The 14,965-nt window shown below is 65.4% G+C and carries 14 protein-coding genes and 1 tRNA gene; 9 read left to right on the forward strand and 6 right to left on the reverse strand.

From position 1 onward, the window contains the following. The first annotated feature begins 11 nt into the window (after positions 1 to 11). On the forward strand, positions 12 to 1,364 hold the full coding sequence (gene hemN / locus ACQR1F_RS24465) for an oxygen-independent coproporphyrinogen III oxidase (RefSeq protein WP_434873591.1): 1,353 nt from the start codon (positions 12 to 14) through the stop codon (positions 1,362 to 1,364). A 78-nt stretch (positions 1,365 to 1,442) separates the two neighbouring features. After that, complete coding sequence (locus ACQR1F_RS24470) at positions 1,443 to 1,646, forward strand: DUF1858 domain-containing protein (RefSeq protein ID WP_434914010.1); 204 nt, start codon at positions 1,443 to 1,445, stop codon at positions 1,644 to 1,646. On the opposite strand, the gene ACQR1F_RS24475 is transcribed toward ACQR1F_RS24470, so the two are convergent. Further along, on the reverse strand, positions 1,647 to 2,366 hold the full coding sequence (locus ACQR1F_RS24475) for a Crp/Fnr family transcriptional regulator (RefSeq protein ID WP_434893493.1): 720 nt from the start codon (positions 2,364 to 2,366) through the stop codon (positions 1,647 to 1,649). Positions 2,367 to 2,531: 165 nt separating this feature from the next. Here ACQR1F_RS24475 and ACQR1F_RS24480 point away from each other — a divergent pair, with 165 nt between their 5' ends. Continuing rightward, positions 2,532 to 3,743, forward strand: a complete 1,212-nt coding sequence (locus ACQR1F_RS24480) for an NnrS family protein (RefSeq protein WP_434839593.1) — start codon at positions 2,532 to 2,534, stop codon at positions 3,741 to 3,743. On the opposite strand, the gene ACQR1F_RS24485 is transcribed toward ACQR1F_RS24480, so the two are convergent. Beyond that, complete coding sequence (locus tag ACQR1F_RS24485; RefSeq protein WP_434914011.1) at positions 3,728 to 7,057, reverse strand: PAS domain-containing sensor histidine kinase; 3,330 nt, start codon at positions 7,055 to 7,057, stop codon at positions 3,728 to 3,730. The two genes, ACQR1F_RS24480 and ACQR1F_RS24485, sit on opposite strands and share 16 nt — an antisense overlap. Positions 7,058 to 7,389: 332 nt before the next feature. On the opposite strand from ACQR1F_RS24485, the gene ACQR1F_RS24490 reads away from it, so the two are divergent. The 5 genes from ACQR1F_RS24490 (at position 7,390) to ACQR1F_RS24510 (ending at position 10,352) form a co-directional block, all read left to right on the forward strand. Further along, positions 7,390 to 7,770 (forward strand): phasin, encoded by a 381-nt coding sequence (locus ACQR1F_RS24490; RefSeq protein WP_315802632.1) that lies wholly within the window; start codon positions 7,390 to 7,392, stop codon positions 7,768 to 7,770. A gap of 204 nt (positions 7,771 to 7,974) precedes the next feature. Continuing rightward, positions 7,975 to 8,409 (forward strand): phasin, encoded by a 435-nt coding sequence (locus ACQR1F_RS24495; RefSeq protein ID WP_315802633.1) that lies wholly within the window; start codon positions 7,975 to 7,977, stop codon positions 8,407 to 8,409. Between the two features lie 261 nt (positions 8,410 to 8,670). Beyond that, positions 8,671 to 8,747: transfer RNA gene (locus ACQR1F_RS24500), tRNA-His, on the forward strand. Between the two features lie 299 nt (positions 8,748 to 9,046). Beyond that, on the forward strand, positions 9,047 to 9,400 hold the full coding sequence (locus tag ACQR1F_RS24505) for a hypothetical protein (protein WP_316179752.1): 354 nt from the start codon (positions 9,047 to 9,049) through the stop codon (positions 9,398 to 9,400). Between the two features lie 274 nt (positions 9,401 to 9,674). Then, positions 9,675 to 10,352 carry a ParA family protein gene (locus ACQR1F_RS24510; protein WP_231327589.1) on the forward strand — a complete coding sequence of 226 codons (678 nt, stop codon included), beginning with the start codon at positions 9,675 to 9,677 and terminating at the stop codon, positions 10,350 to 10,352. 111 nt (positions 10,353 to 10,463) lie between these two features. Here ACQR1F_RS24510 and ACQR1F_RS24515 read toward each other — a convergent pair whose 3' ends face one another. The 4 genes from ACQR1F_RS24515 to trxB all read right to left on the reverse strand — a co-directional run bounded on the left by ACQR1F_RS24515 (position 10,464) and on the right by trxB (position 14,071). Further along, positions 10,464 to 10,634: a hypothetical protein gene (locus ACQR1F_RS24515; RefSeq protein ID WP_315802635.1), complete on the reverse strand. Its 171-nt coding sequence runs from the start codon at positions 10,632 to 10,634 to the stop codon at positions 10,464 to 10,466. 169 nt (positions 10,635 to 10,803) lie between these two features. Then, positions 10,804 to 11,727: a 4-hydroxy-tetrahydrodipicolinate synthase gene (gene dapA, locus ACQR1F_RS24520; RefSeq protein WP_315802636.1), complete on the reverse strand. Its 924-nt coding sequence runs from the start codon at positions 11,725 to 11,727 to the stop codon at positions 10,804 to 10,806. A 447-nt stretch (positions 11,728 to 12,174) separates the two neighbouring features. Further along, positions 12,175 to 13,098 (reverse strand): LysR family transcriptional regulator, encoded by a 924-nt coding sequence (locus ACQR1F_RS24525; RefSeq protein ID WP_315717522.1) that lies wholly within the window; start codon positions 13,096 to 13,098, stop codon positions 12,175 to 12,177. A 7-nt stretch (positions 13,099 to 13,105) separates the two neighbouring features. Continuing rightward, positions 13,106 to 14,071: a thioredoxin-disulfide reductase gene (gene trxB / locus ACQR1F_RS24530; protein WP_315802637.1), complete on the reverse strand. Its 966-nt coding sequence runs from the start codon at positions 14,069 to 14,071 to the stop codon at positions 13,106 to 13,108. Positions 14,072 to 14,359: 288 nt separating this feature from the next. On the opposite strand from trxB, the gene ACQR1F_RS24535 reads away from it, so the two are divergent. Continuing rightward, complete coding sequence (locus ACQR1F_RS24535) at positions 14,360 to 14,839, forward strand: Lrp/AsnC family transcriptional regulator (RefSeq protein WP_015664493.1); 480 nt, start codon at positions 14,360 to 14,362, stop codon at positions 14,837 to 14,839. The last annotated feature ends 126 nt before the right edge of the window (positions 14,840 to 14,965 follow it).

Consider the following 14,965-nt stretch of genomic DNA (forward strand, 5'->3'; position numbering starts at 1 on the left):
ACAGGCAGGACATGAGACCAGATCTTGCAGCATGCTACGGACAGGAGCGCCTCCCGCGCTACACCAGCTATCCTACGGCGCCTCATTTCTCCGCCGCGGTCGGCCCGTCCACCTACGCAGAATGGTTGCGCGCGATACCAGCGAGCGCGACGGCATCGTTGTACCTGCATGTGCCGTTCTGTCGCTCGATGTGCTGGTATTGCGGCTGCAACACCATGGTCGCCAAGCGCGACGAGCCCATTGCGGTCTACGAATCGGCGCTGCGTTGCGAGGTCGACATGGTGGCGCGCCAGATCGGCCGGCGGCTGCAGGTCGGGCACATTCATTTCGGCGGCGGCACGCCCACCATCATGGCGCCGGAGTCCTTTGTCGATCTCGTCGGATCGCTGCGCCATTCCTTTTTCGTGCTGCCGTCGGCGGAGATCGCCATCGAGATAGATCCGCGCACGCTGACGCCGGAGATGATCGCGGCGCTGGGGGTGAGCGGGGTCAATCGCGCCAGCCTGGGCGTGCAGAGCTTCGATCCGCGGGTGCAGCAGGCCATCAACCGGGTGCAGAGCTTCCAGCAGACCGCGGCGGCGACGAACGGATTGCGTCAGGCCGGCGTTGCCGGCATCAACTTCGACCTGATCTACGGACTGCCGCATCAGAGCGTTGAGTCGTGTCTCGACACCGTCCGGCGCGCCATCGACCTGCGCCCCGACCGGCTCTCCGTATTCGGCTACGCTCATGTGCCATCGTTCAAGACGCACCAGCGCAAGATTCAGGACTCGGCGTTGCCGGACAGCCTGGAACGCTACGATCAGGCCTGCGCGATCGCTGACGCGCTGAAGGACGCAGGCTACGTGCAGATCGGGCTCGATCATTTCGCCTTGCCCACGGATCCCATGACCATCGCGTTCCGCGAAGGCCGCCTGCATCGCAATTTCCAGGGCTATACGACCGATGCAAATGATCTGCTGCTCGGCTTCGGGGCCTCGGCGATCGGGCAGCTGCCGCAAGGTTATGTCCAGAACGCGCCGCAGGTCCGGGCCTATGAGCAGAAGATCGCCTCCGGCAGCCTCGCGACCGTGAAAGGCTATGGACTGACCGATGACGACCGCCTGCGGGCCGACATCATCGAGCGCATCATGTGCGACTACGGCGTGGACCTCGATGTCATCTGCACCCGCCATGGCACGGACACCGACGACATGCTGAGATCGGCGCCGCGGCTGCAATCGTTGATCTCCGACGGTGTGGTCGAGCTCAACGGCGGTGCGCTCGCGGTGACCGAGCATTCCCGGTTCCTGGTGCGCAGCGTCGCCGCGGCGTTCGATGCGCATCTCGACGCGTCGAAGCAGCTGCACAGCCGGGCGGTCTGACCGTCGAGGTGCCGCGGTGCTTGTGCCGCGACAAAGACCGCCAACGGCATGCCCGCTACCATTCGCGCTGGAGCTGGAATGGAGGCGCGCATGCCAATCTCCTTCGATGAACTGGTCGACGATGTCATGCGGCGAAGCCCGGAGACGATCGGCGTCTTTCTTGCTTTCCAGATGCGTTGCGTCGGTTGCCCGATCGCCTGCTTTCACAACGTCGCGGATGCCTGCCACGAGCATGGCGTCGATCCCGACGCGTTCCTCGCGGCCCTGTGTGCCTGCACGTGATCAGGTGCGGGATGCGGCCGCGTCGCCGGCGCCCTGCTGCGCCAGCAGCACGATCTTGTGCGGCTCGCGCAGGACGATCTTCTGACGGCCGCTTTCGACCAGGCCGAGCTGCTCCCAGCCGGAGAGGATGCGGCTCACCGTGTGCAGCGTCGTCCCGGTCATCTGCGCAATGTCCTGCCGGCTGATCGGGAAATCGATCTGCACGCCATGATCGAGCTTGCGGCCGGCCTGGTTGGCGAGCCGAAGCAGCGCATGCGCGATGCGCTGCTCCACCTGCTGCGTCGACATTTCGATCACGCGCGCATGGGTTTCCTGCAGCCGCTGGCCGACCGTCTGCAGCGTGTTCGCCGCCAGCGACGGAAACCTCGCGACCAGTCTCGGCCATGCGGCGGACGGCCAGGCCAGCACGATGCTGTCGTCGACGGCGGTCGCAGTCGCCGGATAGTGCTGCAGGCCGATGGCCGGGGCGACGCCGAACGTATCCCCGGGCACGACGTAGCGCACCACGATCTGGTCGCCGGTCGGCGTCGTCTTGCTGGCGCGGACATGGCCGTGCAGCAGCAGGAAGAACGAGATCGCATCGGCGCCCTGCTCGAACACCGCGCCGTTGCGTGGAACGCGAATCGAACGGGCTTCGCGCAGCACATCCGTCAGATCCTCCGCGGACAGCCCCGCAAACAGCGGCAGATGCGCGACCAGCGAGCGGTCGATGGAAGCCATGATATTCTCCGGGCCGACGGCGGATTTTGCCCGCTCAATAGCACGTTTTTGCGATCCGTCGGAAGTTTGTGCTGGCGCAAGCCATATCGGACGACGCGCAACTACATGTTAAGCACACAGCGCCATATCGGCGCGGTTCCCGTCGCCCATCGAGCGAGCATGCACATGGCCATTCCACGCAACTATCAGGGCTGGACCGTCCTCGCCAACGGGTTCAGGCCGTTCTTTCTGCTCGGCGCGCTCCAGGCTGCGCTGGCGATCCTGATCTGGCTCCCGGCCTTTTACGGCGAGCTGAAGCTGAGCTCGGGCTTTGCCCCCCGAGACTGGCACGTGCACGAGATGCTCTACGGCTACCTGCCGGCCATCGTCACCGGCTTCCTGTTCACGGCGATCCCGAACTGGACCGGACGGCTGCCGATCCGGGGCGTGCCGCTGCTCACCCTCGTGCTGGTCTGGATGGCCGGACGACTGGCGGTGACGATGTCTGCGCTCGGTCCGTGGTGGGCCGCGATGCTGATCGATGCGAGCTTCCTGGTGCTCGTCGTGCTGGCCGCCGCCCGCGAGATCGTCGCCGGGCGGAATTGGCGGAATCTGCCGGTGGTCGCGATCGTCACGGTGCTGTGCGCCGGCAACATCGCGTTCCATGTCGAGGCTCATCTGCGCGGTTCGGCCGACTACGCGATCCGCATCGGCGTTGCCGTGATCGTGCTGCTGCTCGCACTGATCGGCGGCCGCATCACGCCGAGCTTCACCCGCAACTGGCTGGTCAAGCACAATCCCGGCCGGCTGCCGGTGCCGTTCGGCCGCTTCGACCTTGCCGTCGTCCTGTTCAGCGCGCTGAGCCTGCTCGGCTGGATCCTGGCTCCCGAAAGTGCGGCAACGGCGCTCGCGCTCGCTGCGGCCGGCGCGCTGCACGGGGCGAGGCTCGCGCGCTGGGCCGGTGATCGCACCTTGCGCGAGCGTTTGCTGGTGATCCTGCATGTCGGCTATTTGTTCGTGCCGCTCGGCTTCCTGCTCACGGCCGCCGCCAGCCTCGGATGGATTCTGCCGAGCGCGGGGCTGCACGCCTGGATGGTCGGGGCCGCCGGCATCACGACGCTCGCCGTCATGACGCGGGCCACGCTCGGCCACACCGGCGAGGCGCTGACGGCCGCGCCCGCGACCCAGGCGATCTATCTGGCGATCATCGTCGCAGCGGTCACGCGGGTCTGCGCCGTGTTGGCGCCGACGCATGCCGAGGCGCTGCTGCACGTCGCGGCGTTGGCCTGGATCATTGCCTTCGCCGGCTTCGTGGTGGCGTTCGGTCCGCTCCTGCTCGGCCTCAAGCGTCGTTCACTGGCGGTGCGACGGGCGGGATCGGCTCAGCCGGTGCTCTGATTGCGCGCCACGGCGCGCGAGAACACCACCTCGATCAGCGTGCCGGATTTCGGCGCCGCCTTGATGTGAAACTGCGCCCGGTTGGCCTCGACCAACGCCTTGGTGAGCGACAGGCTGAGACCGGCGCCGTCGGAGCCTTGCTCGGCCGCCGAGGGCGCACGGAACGGTTCGAGCGCGGCGGCCACCTCCTGATCGTTCAGGCCATGACCGGTGTCGCGCACGCGCAGCGCGACCTCGCCGAAATCGGTCAGCGCGGTCGAGACGATGACCTGGCCGCCGGGATTGGCCAGCGAGATCGAGGCCGAGATCAGGTTCATCGCGATCTGGCGCAGCGCCCTGACGTCGGCGATCACCGGCGGCAGCAGTTGCGACAGCGAGGTGCGGATGATGATGCGGGCGCGGTTGGCCTGCGGCTGCATCGCTGCGACGCAGCCCTCCACCAGCTCGTTCAAATTTTGGCTGGTGAAAGCGAGCTCGAGCTTCCCGGTCTCGATGCGCGACAGCTCCAGGAGATCGTCGATCAGGGACACCACGCGCTCGCCCGAGGCGCGGATATCCTTCATGTATTCGGCGTAGCGGGTGTTGCCGATCGTGCCGAAACGTTCGCCGATCATGACCTCGGCAAAGCCGATGATCGCGTTCAGCGGCGCGCGCACCTCGTGGCTGATCCGGGCGAGCATGTCGGCCTTGGCGTTGGCGGCCCGATCGGCGACGCGACGGGCCTGCAGCAATTCGCTTTCGCCGCGGCGGAGCTGCGACAGATCGCGAAACACGGCGAAGAAATTCGGACCGTCGGTCCTGGTCCGGCCAATTGCCATCGACAACGGAATGACGCCGCCCTGAGCGATCTTCCCGAGCACCTCGTGGCCCTTGTCGAGCCCGCTCGACGCGCCGGACTGCTGCGCGCTGTCGAGATAGTCGAGCACGAGGCGTGCGCTCTCCGGTGCGAACAGCTCGATCAGGTTGCGGCGGACCAGCGCCGCGCCATCGTAACCGAACAGCGCCTCGGCGCTGCGGTTGCAGGCGTGGATGTTGCCGCCGGCGTCGAACATCAGGATGCCCTCGGCGGTGACGTCGAGGATCGCCGCCAGATCTTCGGCTTCGGCGTGGCCCGCAGCCGGAGGCGGGGCGACGACCAGCGCGGCGGGGGCCGGGGCCGGCATCGGTGCCACGTCGGTCGTCGGAATCGCAGCCGCAGGGCCGGGCAACGGAGCGAAGATCAGGGCATGCGCGCTATCGCCGTCCCAGGTGATCGTGAACAGGCGGGCTTCCGCCTTCACCTCCTCGCTGGAGGAGCCGTCGGCGGCCGAGATCGTGACGGGAGTGCCGGCCTCGGACTTGTTGGGTGCAGATGACACGCCCGGCTCGACATAGAGCGCATCGAGCCCGCCGGCCTGCTCCAAGGCCGCAAGGTCGGCGTAGCCCATCTGCTTGAAGAAGGCCGGGTTACCGTAGAGCAGGCGGTCGAGCCGGTAGATCAGCATGCCCGTGGGCAGCAGGTCGAGCAGGATGCGGTCGCGCTGGCTGTCGCCCTGGGCCGGCGGCTCCTCGGGTGTGAGCCATTCGGTGTGCAGCTCCGCGCCTTGATCGGGCGCCGTCTCCGTCGCCGACGGAGCCTGCTGCGGCGGCGGGACGAGCGGATCGCTCATTCGCGATCCCGGCTCGGGCACCACGCCCTGGACGTCCGCGGGCGCGTTGCGGATCTCACCTTCGAGGCGGGCCGACAGCTGGCGCGCGAGCTCATGAAACGCACTGTTCTCCACCGGCGTGAGCACAGGATGCTTGGACTCGCCCGGAGCGCGGAACGGGACCACGTTCCCGGTCGTTTCGAGCCCGATGCCCTCGATGTGGTGTACGTCCGGCGCAATGGAAGCCTCACGCGATGACGCAGTGACGTTGTCCTGCTGCGGCGGCACATCTGCGGCCCGCACATGGTCGGATTGGGCAAGCTCGGTTTCGTCGGCGTCCGGAACATCGGTCGCGGCTGCATCGGTCGATGCGGGGCGACGCAGTGCGGCCAGCCGGTCCAGGGCGTCGAGGTCGCGACAGACACCGAAGCCGCGATAGCCGGCATGGGTCCTGTCCTCCGCCAGGACGGGCAGTCCCGACAATTCGACCGCAAGCCGCTCGCCCTCGGCGGGCCAGCTGACGACGAGCCCGCTCCAGGTCTCTTTCGTTTCGATCGCGGCACCGACCCGCCCGTCGGGATCGAGGCCTAGCGATGCAGCGAGCTCATGCCAGGGACGGCCGAGCTCGGCGGCGCCGTGCCGCCCGATCAGGTGGGTGAATTCATCGGAGCCGATCGAGAACCGTCCCTCGGCATCCATCTGCCAGGAAAATCGGAGCGGATGGCGACGGCCGACTGAAGGCTCCGCCGCGCCGGATTCGGCAGGATGCGCGTGATCTTCCGTTTGCGGCGCCGGCGCCTTGAACAGATCAGCTTCGGCCGGATCGTCGATCAGCAGGAACTCGGCCGGCGCGTCGTTCGACAGCGCGGGGGATTCGTCGTCGGTTTGGCGTTCAGTCATTGCATCCATCGGAAGAGGAGGCGAAGTCACGACCGCGGGCCCAGCGGCAACATCCACGGGGGCTGATGATGCCGGGGCGGCATCTGCGGTTGGCTCGGGTATTGGCGCCGAGCCCGGCGCCTCGATCTCGTCGGCAGGGGCCGGCATCGGGACGGCCACCAGCCCGACCTGATTGCCGCTGCCGATGCGGTAGAGCGCTGCGCGCTCCGTGCCGAACGTCACCTCGGCCATGCCATCGGCCAGCGCCGCCCTGCGTATCTCGACGAAATCCGGCTCGGTCAGGTCGCGCATGCCGAACAGGCGCCGTCCGGCTGAACTAATGCCGGCGAACTGGCCGTCCTGGGTGAATGCGATCAGCGCATGCTCGCTCGTCTCCGCCAGCCGCTTCAGGCGATCCGCCAGTGGGAAGCTACGTCCACCCCCGTCAGTGCTGGTGATCAGCACCGCGCGCGTGCCATCGGGCAGGTCGATCCTGGCGCAGCCGCAGGTCGCGAGCGTGCCGAGCGGCGCGCCGAAACCACGTAGACGTTCCAGCCGCAAAGCGCCGGTCTCGGGCAGCCGCCGTCCCAATTGAGCGACCTGGCGGCGATGCGCGTCGGCGGGGCCGAACGTTTTCGCGATCAGCGCCGCTGCGCTTGTCGCACCGAGGGCGCGCGCACCGGCCGCATTGGCCCACAGCACACGGCCGCCATCGGCCGACCATAGCCAGGCCGGCAGACTGCCGGCGGCGTGGACGGCCAGCCGGGGGTCGCTGAGGGCCTGCAATTCGAGATCGGCGTGGGTCATGGGCGACGACGGCGAACGGCTCTTGTGATGTTGATCGGCCGTGGATGACCGGCGGCCGGAACTGGAAGCGTTAAGAATTCGTTACTATCGCGCGTTTTGAGGGCCGAGGTCCACGGCGGGGCCGCACTCCTGTCCTGCTAAAGCTTGGATAACCTTAATGTGTTCCTCGTGAGCCCCCCGGGCTCGGAATCGCGGCGAAACCGGCATGGACCGTTGCAATCTCGGCTCTCGATAGCACGATGATACCCTGGACTGGTTCGGGGCCGCTCGGCAGCGGGAAAGCTGCTGAGAGACGAGGGCGCAGCCAATCGGGACTTCAGAAGGAGGAAAGCATGACCGACGATGGACGACGATTCGAGATTCCGAAAGACGTGCGGGCAATGGCGGAGGCGGGCTTCGACCAGGCACGTCAGACGTTTGAGAAGTTTCTGGCCGGAGCGGAGGCGACGGCCGGCTCGCTCGAACAGCGCGGTGCGACAGTGCGGGCCGGAGCCAAGGACATCGGCTCCAAGGTCTTGTCCTACGCGGAAAAGAACGTCCAGTCGTCGCTCGACTACGCCCAATCGCTGGTCCACGCCAAGGACCTGCCCGAGGTGCTGCGGCTGCACAGCGAATTCGTTCAGGGCCAGATGCGATCGCTCGCCGAACAGGCAAGCGAAGTCGGCCAGGCCATCGGCAAGGCCGCGATCGACGCAACCAAGCCCAAGGCCTGATCAGACATGCCTCGATCCCCCTTTTTCTGGAAGCGGGCGCGGCAACAGTTCCTGATAGTGGAATTTCCGTTGCGTTGCACAAAAGCGCCACGATATAGCTCTACGCGAGGTTGTTACCTCCCAGGGGCGGTTCCTCTGCGTGATCCGAAGTGACTTCCCGATTGCCGGGCCGGTCCAGTCTCAATGTTTCGAAGGATGCATGCCATGACCAATGCCACCGATCCTTTCTCCGCGTCGATCATTCCGTTCGAGGTTCCCGAACAGGTACGCGCGCTCGCCGAAAAAGGCGTGTCGCAGGCCCGCGAGAACTACGCCAAGTTCAAGGACGCTGCGGAAACCCACAATTCGGCCATCGAGGCCTTCTTCGCCAACGCCAGCAAGGGCGCCGGCGTCTACTCGTCGAAGGTCATGGAATTCACGAAGGCCAATACCACCGCGTCGCTCGACTTCGCCCAGGAGCTGTTCGGTGTGAAGTCGCCGTCGGAGGCGATGGAGCTGTGGACCGGTTTCGCGCGCAAGCAGTTCGAGACCTTCACCGCCCAGGCCAAGGAGCTCGGCGAGCTCGGCCAGAAGGTTGCGGCCGAGACGGTCGAGCCGATCAAGGAAAGCGCCACCAAGCTGTTCAAGACGGCGGCCTGAGGCAGCCTCAAGTCTCGCCAGGTGCGCGATGCGGCCGCGCGCCGGCATGGACGGCGGTAGATCCAGAACCCGGGCGCGTTGCGGCCGGGTTCGATGCTTTCTGGGCTCCCCGCTTGAACGGGGGCTCACTCGGGCCGAAACGGCGTCAAAAAACGCAGTCATGGCAGGGGACTTTATCCGTTCTCGGCCTTGCCAAATTCGCCCGTTGCACCTAGTTTCCGGCCCGTTCGGACGCCCCTCGCGGGCAGTCCCATGGCGGATGCAGTTGTAGCTCAGTTGGTTAGAGCGCCTGTCTGTGGAACAGGAGGTCGGTGGTTCGAGCCCACCCAACTGTACCATGGCCGGGACCATCGCTGGGCCGTTCGCAAGCTCACCTCTATCCGTGCTCCGCGTCCCATTGATCGTGCGCCGTGATTGGTCGCCCGTCGCGACCTCTCGCGCATGGCTGTGGCCGGGGCGTGGCCGCAGAGCTTTGCCCGCGGAAGCCTGAGCCCGGTCTCCGTATTTCGACGGATATATCGCCGGGCGTGCGCTCGCTTGCGGTTTGCCGCGCCGGATCGGTAGCACGGCGTGGCACTGTTGCTTGCGAATCCGGTCTCCTTCAATCACACTTTGCGGCAACGAGGGGGAGGGGACGATGAGAGGGATTGATCTCGATCCACGCATCTCTGCCGTACTGATCGTAATGGCCGCGCTGTTAGTCCCCGTAACCGCACGGGCCTATACCGCCGAGCAGGAGCAGGCATGCACAGGCGATGCGTTCCGGCTTTGTAGTTCCGACATTCCCGACGTCGATCGTGTCACCGCCTGCATGATTCGCCGCAAGGCCGAGCTGTCGCCGTCATGCCGCGCCCAATTCGGGCCGCCAGAGCGCCAGGCAGCGTCATCTGGCCGCGCGGAACGGCCGATGAGCATTCGTCCTGTCACCAGGAAGCCGGTCACTGCGCGCGCTGGCAAATCGAAGAAGTCGACGCGACCAGACGCGACCTGAGCGATGCCGATTGCCGCCTTTGGCGGCACTCGGCATGACCGCAGTCTTCGGACGCACACCTCGATGCGCAGCCTCAACATGTAAATGCGATGGGGCATGACCGGATGTTGTCGAACATCGCCGCCTGATCTGCTGTTTTGCCTGCTTTGGTGTGACTCAAAAACCAATGCGTTTCGGCAATCAGGAGTTACGTCTTATCAATCGCTAAATTTATCTTCCGCGAATCAGTCCGCTGATTCATTTTCGCTGCCGGGGTCAATCTGGAGGCCAAGGTATGAACGTTATTGTTTTCGCATCGCGTAAGGGCGGTTCAGGCAAGAGCACCCTGGCCGCCCATCTCGCTGCGCAGATCAAGTCGAGCAAGTCTTGTCTGCTCATCGATGCCGACCCTCAGGGGTCGCTCACGCTTTGGCACAAGCTGCGCGGCACCAACGAGCCGCCGATCAAGACGGCCGTGAACTCGGTGAGCGCGATCGTGTCCGCCGCCCGCCGCGACGGCGTCGAGTGGGTGCTGATCGATACGCCGCCGACCATCTCGGCCGTCGTCGAGGATGCGATCAAGAATGCGACCATGGTGATCATCCCGGCCCGCCCCGGCGTGTTCGACGTCAACGCGGTGCAGGAGACGATCCAGACCTGCCGCGCCGCGCGCAAGCCCTACGCGGTCGTTCTCAATGGCGCGCCAGCGCGCCGCGACGATGCCGAAAGTCCGATCGTCACCATCGCCCGCGAGGCGCTGGCGAAGTTCAAGGCCCCGGTGTGGGGCGGCCAGATCACCAACCGCGCCGATCTGCTGATGGCGCTGGGCCAGGGTGAAGGCGTGCGCGAATATTATGCGGAGGGCCGTGCTGCGGCCGAGATCGCACGCCTCTGGGCTGCGATCGAGCGTTCGGTGCGGGCTATTCGCGGTACTGTGTCGGCCAACGGCGCCATGCACAAGCAGGCGGCCTGATCGCGGCATCAGATGGGGCATCGACGCGCGGTCCTCCGCGCGTTTTTTGCGTCGGGTCACAAGCTCTCGCGTGAGTGCCGAATTCGCGCCGCGCGAGAGGGCGCGGCGAGGTCAGGCAACCATCAGGAAATAGAAGGCGATTGCCGGCGTCAGGGTCAGGATCACGGACCAGATCCCGACCGCCCAGAGAATGTCTTCGACGCTGAAACCCTGATGCTCAGGGTATGGATGATCCTGCAAAGCCACGACGTCCTCGCGCTCTTTGACGTTTTCAACATCCATAGCGGAACATCTTTAAACACGAGGTTGCGGACTGCGCCGCTTTTGATCGCGTTTGTTAGCTCGGATTAACCACGGAGATTCTGCTCCGGCTCCGCAGCGGTGGCGCGGCTCTGCCTGGCCTTTCCGATCGGGAAGGCCAGGCAGAGCCGGCGAATAGGTCGGGGCGTGCTCAGGCAACGCGGTTCTGCGTGGTCGTCGGCTGGCGCCGCTCGATCTGCTGATCCAGCCGTGCGGCCAGCTCAGCGCCAACCTCCACCATTGGCAGCCGTACTTCGGGGCTCGCAATGACGCCGGTGCGCGCCAGCCAGTACTTGGCCGGTGCGGGGCTCGGCTCGGTGAACAGCAGTCGCGTGAGATGCTCGACCAGCGCCCAGCACGCTGCTGCCGCGTCGTGACGGCCGGCCTTCACGTGCTGCAGGATTGCGGCAAACGTCTCGGTCTCCAGATGTGCCGAGAGCAGGATGGCGCCGTCGGCACCGGCCTGCAGCGCATCGAAGCTCTGGGCGTCTTCGCCCGTCAGGATATGAAACCCTGCGCGCCGACGCGTGATCAGGTCGCGCGTCTGCGTGCGGTTGGCGCAGCAATCCTTGAGGCCAGCGATAGCGGGATGCTCGGCGAGCTGCAGCAATGTCTCGTTGTCGAGGCCAACCGCCGAGCGATAGGGAATGTTGTAGAGCACGATCGGATGGGCGGTGCGGTCGGCCAACGCGGTGAAATGCGCCAGCAGGCCGCGCTGCGACGGACGCACGTAAGGCGGACTCGAGATCAGATAGAAGTCGATCGGCCATGACGCGGTTCGGTCGAGCGCTTCGATCACCTCGGCCGTCGCCACGCCGCCGACACCGAGACAGATCGGCAGCGGCCGGCCGATGGTGTCGAGCTCGTCCCGGACCACGCTGATCAGACGGGCGCGCTCGTCCCATGACAGCGCCAGTCCTTCGCCTGACGTGGCACCGAGCACCAGTCCATCGATCGGCTTGGCGGCGTAGTGCCGAACCAGATTGCGTAAGGATGGTTCGTCGAGCGCGCCATCGCGGAACGGCGTGATCAGGGGCAGCCAGAGGCCCTGCAGTCGGGTCGTAACGTTGGTCATGGTCCATCTCCTTGGGTGGCAGGAGCCGGCGACGGGACATGCAAAAAAAGCCCCGTCCTCGCGGCGGGGCTGGTGATGCGGCGGTGAATTCGAGAGATTCTAGCGCGCGCGTCCACATGTCCCCGGGAGGGGAGCTTTTTTCGACAACAACTTGGCGTGCGAAGACGTGGACATGCGATCTAGATGCGCGGTGCAGGCGATGCTGTCAACGCCGCATCGGGCACGACACGGAAACATTCGGCAAAAAAATAGCCGGGCCCAAATGAGCCCGGCTGGAGGTATTGGCCAAAGAGGCCGACACAATCACCTTCCAAGAGGGATTTCTGAGCGCTCGCGCCACTGGAGGAGGGGGACAATGCGCAACGCCAACGCTCAGCACATGCTCACTATGGGCTCTCACATGGCGTCGCAGCAACCATGCAAGCCGCATGTCAGACATGCACAATGTCACGCCGGCCAGCGCTGCGCTTTGCTCACGACGAAGTCACGGAACACTTGAACGCGTGCGACCGTCTTCAATTCCTCGGGATAGACGAAGTAGGTGTCGAGCTGGATCGAATCCGACTCTCCGAACAATTGCACGAGACGGCTGTTTTCCTCGACGAGGTAGTCCGGCAGCGCGGCGATGCCGAGCCCTTGCTGGCAGGCGCGGACCAGGCCGAGAATGTTGTTGACCCTGAAATAGGCCTCGCGCGGACCGGATCCGTTGCGGCCGGCATCGACCAGCCAGCTGCGGTTCTGCAGATGCGGGGCGACCTGGCCGTCGGCCAGCATGATAATGCGATGATCATCGAGCTCGTCGAGGGTGCGCGGCGTACCGAAGCGCTTGACGTATTCCGGCGAGCAATAGGCGTGGAAGCTGATCGCGAACAGCTTGCGCTGGATCAGATCGGGTTGGGTCGGCTTGCGGGTACGGATCGCCACGTCGGCCTCGCGCATCGACAGATCGAGCTCCTCGTCGGTGACGATCAGCGAGATCCGGATCTCCGGATAGAGCGCGGTGAATTCCCCGAGCCGCGGGATCAGCCAGTTGATGCCGACGCCCGGGGTTGTCGTGATCTTCAGATCGCCGCTCGGCCGCTCGCGGCTGTCGGTCAGCTTGGCGCGCGCCGCCTGCAATTGCATGAAGACGTCATGCGCGGTCCGGAACAGCAGGTCGCCCTGCTCGGTAAGGATCAGCCCGCGGGCGTGACGGTGGAACAGCGAGACTGCGAGCTCCTGCTCGAGCGCACTGACTTGGCGCGACACCGCCGATTGCGACAGCCCGAGCTGCTCCCCGGCATGCGTGAAGCTGCCTGCTTCCGCCGCTGCGTGAAACACCTTCAGCTTGTCCCAATCCATATCCGTAAATCCATCCCGTGATCGTGGCATCGTCAGTTCATTCCGCCGCGGCGCGTTCGCTCGCGGCGTGGGCGAGGAAGCGTTCGGCTTCGAGGGCAGCCATGCAGCCCATGCCGGCGGCGGTGATCGCCTGCCGATAGGTTTCATCGGCGACGTCGCCGGCGGCAAACACGCCGGGAACGGAGGTCGCGGTCGAGCCCGGCACCACCTCGACGTAACCGGACGGTTTCAATTTGAGCTGACCGGCGACCAGCTCCGTGGCCGGCGCATGGCCGATCGCGACGAACACGCCGTCGGCGGGCAGCTCGGTAAGCGCGCCGGTCTTGACGTTCTTCAGCCTGACATGCGTGACCTTGGATGGCGAGCTCGCGCCGCAGATCTCATCCAGGGCGCTGTCCCAGACGACCTTGATCTTCGGATGCTTGAACAGCCGCTCCTGCAGGATGCGCTCGGCGCGGAAATGGTCGCGCCGGTGCACGACGGTGACGGCCGACGCGAAATTGGTCAGGAACAGCGCTTCCTCGACCGCGGTGTTGCCGCCGCCGACGACGATGACCTCCTTGCCGCGATAGAAGAAGCCGTCGCAGGTCGCGCAGGCCGAGACGCCGAAGCCCTTGAACGTCTCCTCCGACGGCAGCCCGAGCCAGCGCGCCTGGGCGCCGGTCGCCAGAATGACGGTCTCGGCGAGGTAGACGTCACCGGAGTCGCAGGTCAGGCGGAACGGACGCTGACCCAGCTCGAGCTTGGTCACGAGGTCGGTCTTGATCTGGGCGCCGACATGCGTCGCCTGCTTCTCCATCTGCTCCATCAGCCAGGGACCCTGGATGACGTCGGCAAAGCCCGGATAGTTCTCGACGTCCGTGGTGATGGTAAGCTGCCCGCCGGGCTGGATGCCCTGGATCAGCACCGGCTCCAGCATAGCTCGTGCCGCGTAGATCGCCGCCGTATAGCCGGCAGGGCCGGAACCGATGATGACGACTTTGGCATGGATCGGAGCTTGCATGTGACCGAAGACTCGCTGGAAGAGGGAGAATTGACGACGCAGCGAGCGGAATGCGCAAAAGAAACGCCCCGAAGCCCCATCGAAAATGTCAAATCCAAGTCTAAGCCATCTGGCAAGCTATGCAAGAATTGCAACGCATCTCGGCGAATTTTCCCTTCACGACCCGGTCAACGGGGGAAATCTAAAGTAATAAAATTGCGCAAATTGACCAGCCTGCGCTAAGAGAGTTGCCCATCGTCCCCCGGCGCCCCTGCGCCTCCTCCTATCCCGCCAGAGCCCACAATCCCCGTGTCCAAGAATCTTGATGAGATCGATCTCAAAATCCTGAGCGAAATCCAGGCCGATGGCAGGATCACCAATGTCGAGCTCGCCAAGCGGGTCGGCATCTCGCCGCCGCCTTGCCTGCGCCGGGTCAGGACCCTGGAGGAGGAAGGCTACATCACCGGCTACCGGGGCCTGCTCGACCCGCGCAAGCTCGGCTTCGATGTGACCGTGTTCGCCTCGGTCCACCTATCCAGCCAGGCGGACGCCGACCTGAAGGCGTTCGAAGAGTTCGTGCGGTCCGAGCCGCTGGTGCGGGAATGCTGGATGCTGTCCGGTGAGGTGGACTTCATCCTGAAATGCGTGGCACCGGACATGGCGACGTTCCAGGAGTTCGTGACACATCTGACGGCGGCGCCCCATGTGCGCAACGTCAGGACCTCGCTGGTGCTGCATAACTCCAAATACGAGGCGGCCGTGCCGCTCGAGGTCAAGGGACGGAGCTAGGCCTCGAGGGTCATTCCGGGGCAGCCCCGCAGGGGCTGAACCCGGAATCTCGAGATGGCGTCGATAAGCTCTGGATTTCGGGTTCGATGCTGTCGCATCGCCCCGGAATGACAGTGGAGCGAGTGA

This window comes from Bradyrhizobium sp. HKCCYLS3013 (assembly GCF_051167615.1).
Lineage (GTDB): Bacteria > Pseudomonadota > Alphaproteobacteria > Rhizobiales > Xanthobacteraceae > Bradyrhizobium.

Coding starts and splice junctions, on each gene's coding strand:
- ACQR1F_RS24490 (WP_315802632.1), top strand. CDS start 7,390: ATGACCGACGATGGACGACGATTCGAGATTCCGAAAGACGTGCGGGCA.
- ACQR1F_RS24475 (WP_434893493.1), bottom strand. CDS start 2,366: ATGGCTTCCATCGACCGCTCGCTGGTCGCGCATCTGCCGCTGTTTGCG.
- ACQR1F_RS24515 (WP_315802635.1), bottom strand. CDS start 10,634: ATGGATGTTGAAAACGTCAAAGAGCGCGAGGACGTCGTGGCTTTGCAG.
- ACQR1F_RS24525 (WP_315717522.1), bottom strand. CDS start 13,098: ATGCCACGATCACGGGATGGATTTACGGATATGGATTGGGACAAGCTG.
- ACQR1F_RS24480 (WP_434839593.1), top strand. CDS start 2,532: ATGGCCATTCCACGCAACTATCAGGGCTGGACCGTCCTCGCCAACGGG.
- ACQR1F_RS24505 (WP_316179752.1), top strand. CDS start 9,047: ATGAGAGGGATTGATCTCGATCCACGCATCTCTGCCGTACTGATCGTA.
- ACQR1F_RS24495 (WP_315802633.1), top strand. CDS start 7,975: ATGACCAATGCCACCGATCCTTTCTCCGCGTCGATCATTCCGTTCGAG.
- ACQR1F_RS24510 (WP_231327589.1), top strand. CDS start 9,675: ATGAACGTTATTGTTTTCGCATCGCGTAAGGGCGGTTCAGGCAAGAGC.
- trxB (WP_315802637.1), bottom strand. CDS start 14,071: ATGCAAGCTCCGATCCATGCCAAAGTCGTCATCATCGGTTCCGGCCCT.
- ACQR1F_RS24470 (WP_434914010.1), top strand. CDS start 1,443: ATGGAGGCGCGCATGCCAATCTCCTTCGATGAACTGGTCGACGATGTC.
- hemN (WP_434873591.1), top strand. CDS start 12: ATGAGACCAGATCTTGCAGCATGCTACGGACAGGAGCGCCTCCCGCGC.
- ACQR1F_RS24485 (WP_434914011.1), bottom strand. CDS start 7,057: ATGACCCACGCCGATCTCGAATTGCAGGCCCTCAGCGACCCCCGGCTG.
- dapA (WP_315802636.1), bottom strand. CDS start 11,727: ATGACCAACGTTACGACCCGACTGCAGGGCCTCTGGCTGCCCCTGATC.